General features: G+C 65.3%; 2 protein-coding genes and 2 pseudogenes. 3 read left to right on the top strand and 1 reads right to left on the bottom strand.

What is annotated here, in order from left to right:
- Positions 1–262, top strand: a pseudogene (locus EOA60_RS20095) (choline kinase); the annotation flags it as partial.
- Positions 259–2,711, top strand: a pseudogene (locus EOA60_RS20090) (FAD-dependent oxidoreductase). The pseudogenes EOA60_RS20095 and EOA60_RS20090, both read left to right, overlap by 4 nt.
- A gap of 13 nt (positions 2,712–2,724) precedes the next feature.
- On the opposite strand, the gene EOA60_RS20085 reads toward EOA60_RS20090, so the two are convergent.
- Complete coding sequence (locus EOA60_RS20085; RefSeq protein ID WP_095824290.1) at positions 2,725–3,357, bottom strand: class I SAM-dependent methyltransferase; 633 nt, start codon at positions 3,355–3,357, stop codon at positions 2,725–2,727.
- 95 nt (positions 3,358–3,452) lie between these two features.
- On the opposite strand from EOA60_RS20085, the gene EOA60_RS20080 reads away from it, so the two are divergent.
- The gene (locus EOA60_RS20080) at positions 3,453–4,355 is read left to right on the top strand and encodes a phosphotransferase family protein (protein ID WP_095824291.1); all 903 of its coding nucleotides are present in this window, start codon (positions 3,453–3,455) and stop codon (positions 4,353–4,355) included.
- The last annotated feature ends 146 nt before the right edge of the window (positions 4,356–4,501 follow it).

The raw sequence follows: 4,501 nt of genomic DNA, 5'->3' as shown, positions 1-4,501 counted from the left end.
CGCCTCGAAGGCGGGCATGAGCGACGAGGAATCCTTCGCCTTCCTGACCGCCTATTTCATGAAGGAACCGGACAGCGAGATCCGCCGCTCGCACGCGGCCATGCAATGCGCCTCGCTGCTGCGCGAGGCAATGTGGAGCATGGTCTCCGAGATTTATCTCGACGCGCCCGGCATCGATTACGTCGCCTATACCGAAGAGAACCTGGTGCGGCTCGACGCTGCACTGGAAAACTACCGGACGAGATACGGGACAAGATCATGACTTTGCCCAGCCATGCCGGGATCGTGGTCATCGGCGGCGGCATCATCGGCTGCTCGACCGCCTATCATTTGGCGCGCGACCACAAGGCCGACGTGGTGCTGCTGGAGCAAGGCAAGCTGACCTCGGGCTCGACCTGGCACGCGGCCGGACTGGTCGGGCAGCTGCGCTCGTCGGCCTCGATAACCCGCGTGCTCAAATATTCCGTCGAGCTCTATAAGGGGCTCGAGGCCGAAACGGGACTGGCGACCGGCTGGAAAATGACCGGGTGCCTCAGGCTCGCCACCAACGCCGATCGCTGGACCGAGTTCAAGCGATTGGCGACGACGGCAAAAAGCTTCGGCATGGACATGCAGCTGCTGTCGCCCGCCGAGGTGAAGCGCATGTGGCCGCTGATGGAAACCGGCGACCTCGTCGGCGCCTCCTGGCTGCCGACCGACGGTCAGGCCAGCCCCTCCGATATCACGCAATCGCTCGCCAAGGGCGCGCGCATGCATGGCGCAAAACTGTTCGAGGACGCGCGCGTCACCGGATTCGAGATGACGGGCGGACGCATCACCGCGGTGAAGACCGAAAAGGGCGACATTGCCTGCGACAGAGTGGTGAACTGCGCTGGGCAATGGGCAAGGCAGGTCGGCGCGATGGCCGGCATCAACGTGCCGCTGCAGCCGGTCAAGCACCAGTACATCATCACCGAGAAGATCGAAGGGCTGGCCAACGACGCGCCGACAATCCGCGACCCCGACCGCCGCACCTATTTCAAGGAAGAGGTCGGCGGGCTGGTGATGGGCGGCTATGAGCCGAACCCGCAGGCCTGGACGACTGAGCTCCCCGGGGGCGACGTGCCCAACGACTGGGAGTTCCGCCTGTTCGATGATGATTACGACCACTTCGAGCAGCATATGGCGCAGGCGATCGAGCGGGTGCCGGCGCTGGCCAATGTCGGCGTGAAGCAAATGATCAACGGGCCGGAGAGCTTTACCCCGGACGGCAATTTCATCCTTGGTGTCGCGCCCGAATGCGCCAACATGTTCGTCGGCGCCGGCTTCAACGCCTTCGGCATCGCGTCCGGCGGCGGCGCCGGCTGGGTGCTGGCGCAATGGGTGGTCGACGGCGAGGCGCCGCTCGACCTCTGGGTGGTCGACATCAGGCGTTTTCCAACCTGCACCGCGACCGGCAATGGGTCTGCGACCGCACGCTCGAGGCCTATGGCAAGCACTACACCATCGGCTTCCCGCATGAGGAATATCTCTCGGGCCGGCCGCGCATCGTCTCGCCGCTCTATGAGCGGCTGAGAGAGCACCGCGCCGTGTTCGGCTCGAAGCTCGGCTGGGAGCGGCCGAACTGGTTCGCGCCCGACGGCGTAGAGCCGGAAGACGTCTATTCAATGGGCCGGCAGAACTGGTTCGAGGCGGTCGGCGAGGAACATCGGCATGTGCGCGAGAAAGTCGGCATCTTCGACCAATCCTCCTTTGCCAAATATGAGATGACCGGGGCCGATGCGCTGAGGGCGCTCGACTGGATCTGCACCAACGACATCAACAAGCCGGTCGGCCGGCTGACCTATACGCAGCTTCTCAACACGCGCGGCGGCATCGAAGCAGACCTCACGGTGGCACGGCTCGGCGAGGACAGGTTCTACATCGTCACCGGCACCGGTTTCCGCACGCATGATTTTTCGTGGATCGGCGACCATCTCGGCCAGGGACTCGACGCGGCGCTCAAAGACGTGACCGAGGATTTCGGCACGCTGTCGCTGATGGGGCCACGTGCCCGCGACGTGCTGTCGGCGGTAACGGGTGCGGATGTCTCCAACGCCGCCTTCCCCTTCGGCCACGCGCGCGAGATCGACATCGCCGGCCACACCGTGCGGGCGCTGCGGGTGACCTATGTCGGCGAGCTCGGCTGGGAGTTGCATGTGCCGATCGCCGCGACGGGCGAGATTTTTGATGCCCTCATGGCAGCCGGGAAACAGCATCGCATCCGCCCGGTCGGCTACCGGGCGCTGGAATCGCTGCGGCTGGAAAAGCGCTATCGCGCCTGGGGGGCGGACATCACGCCGAATGACACGCCGCAGGAAGCGGGCCTCGGCTGGGCTGTGAAGCTCAGGAAGAACAACGACTTCATCGGGCGGCGGGCGCTGGAGAAAGCGGCCGGCCAGCCGCTGACAAAACGCTTTGCCGGCTTCACGGTCGACGATCCGGACGTCGTCCTGGCCGGACGCGAGACGATCCTGCGCAACGGCCAACCGGTCGGCTATCTCACCAGCGGCGGCTATGGCTATACGGTGGAGAAGAACATCGGCTATGGCTATGTGCGCAACGCCGATGGCGTCAGCGACGACTTCCTCGCCTCCGGCGCCTATGAACTGGTGGTGGCGATGGAGCGCACGCCGGCAAAGATCCATCTCGAGCCGATGTACGATCCGGCCGGAGAGAAGATAAAGGCGTAAGCGAGGAAAGCGGTCAGCCGACGCGCAGCACGAGGCCCCTGCTTGGCACCGCATCGCCCTCGCCGGGCATCGACGCGTAAGGCCGTGTCTCTTCAAGCCGGGTTATGACGTCCTCCGCTTCGAGCACGGCGATCCGCTCGGCAAAGCCGGCCTGCCAGAGCGTGTTCTTGATCGTCAGCACGATGATGCCGCCTGGACGGCAGATGCGGATCAGCTCGTCCAGCCCCTCGACGCCGACATGGCCGGAGGTGAAGACGCCGGCCGAAACGATGCCGGCATAGGCGCCGTCCGAGAAAGGCAGGGCGCCGCCCAGCGCCAGACGATGCAGCGCCGTGTAGACGCCCTTGGCGCCGGCCTTGTCCAGCATGCCTTGCGAGATGTCGAGCGCCTCGACACGAGGATAGCCGGTGATTGCGAGCCATTCGCCGATCAGCCCGGTGCCGGCGCCTGCGTCGAGCACAGGTTCCGCGCCGCGCGGCAGATGGCGGGCCAGCAGGGCCAGGCAGATGGTCGGATGGCGATAGCCGGCCGCCGACATATCGGCGTCGTAAGTTTCGGCCCAGCTATCGTAGATTGCGGCCACCTCGTCCGGCCGTGTTGCGGCATAGGCCGCGCTTAGCGCGCTGTTGTGCTTGCCGTCCGCCATTGCCGCTCCCGCCGCCGATTCGTGTCGGCCATGGTAGCCAAGCGGCAAAAACTGTGGAACCGTTCCGCCATAAACATGGCGTGATGGTTAAGGGGGTGACGATGGAAGAGGCGCGCGCGGCGCTGGCCGCCATTCCGGCGCTTGCCGGATACAAGGGGCCGCTGGAGCGGCTGGGCGGCCTTACCAACCGTGTCTACAAGGCCGGCGAGGTCTGCCTGCGCATTCCCGGCAAGGGCACGGAGGAATATATCAACCGCGCCAACGAGGCGGTGGCGGCGCGCGAGGCGGCCAAGGCCGGCGTCAGCCCGGAGGTGCTTTTTGCCGACCCCGCATCCGGCTTGATGGCAACGCGCTTCGTCGCCGACGCCGAGACCATGTCGCCGGAAAAGTTCAAGGCCAGGCAGGGAAGTCCGGCGCGCGCGGGCGCAGCCTTCCGAAAGCTGCATTCGTCCGGCGCGGTCTTCCCCTTCCGCTTCGAGCTGTTTGCGATGATCGACGACTATCTGAAAGTGCTGTCGACCAAGGATGTGGTCCTGCCGCCCGGCTACCACGACGTGGTGCGCGAGGCGAGCAGCGTGCGCGAAGCATTGGTCACGCACCCGATCCAGCTTGCTGCCTGCCACTGCGATCCGCTCTGCGAAAACTTTCTCGATACCGGGGAGCGGATGTGGATCGTCGACTGGGAGTACTCCGGCATGAACGATCCGTTGTGGGATCTCGGCGACCTCTCGGTCGAAGGCAAGTTCGACGCCGGCCAGGATGAAGAGCTGATGCGCGCCTATTTCGGCGGCGAAGCAAGGCCGGCCGAGCGCGGCCGCGTCGTCATCTACAAGGCCATGTGCGACCTGCTCTGGACGTTGTGGGGGCTGATCCAGCTCGCCAACAACAACCCGGTCGACGATTTCCGCGCCTATGCGGACGGACGCTTCGCCCGCTGCAAGGCGCTGATGGAGATGCCCGAGTTTTCACGCCACCTCGCTGCTGTGCGAGAGGGGTGAGCGCAGGCCTGGATCCTAGTTGACGCCTTTCGGCACGTTTTCCGGCGGCACGACGGTCTCGACCACCTTCTGGCGATGGAAGATGAAGATGCCGGCGAGCACAACGATGGCCGAGCCGGCGAGTATCCGCGGGCTCGGCACATCGC

This window comes from Mesorhizobium sp. M1A.F.Ca.IN.020.06.1.1, assembly GCF_004023265.1.
Lineage (GTDB): Bacteria > Pseudomonadota > Alphaproteobacteria > Rhizobiales > Rhizobiaceae > Mesorhizobium.
Note: the sequence above shows the minus strand (reverse complement) of the source record. Positions and strands in the feature narration are given on the sequence as shown.

Bases quoted from the DNA above. Each gene is read 5' to 3' on its own strand.
- EOA60_RS20085 (WP_095824290.1), bottom strand. From the start codon at position 3,357: ATGGCGGACGGCAAGCACAACAGCGCGCTAAGCGCGGCCTATGCCGCA.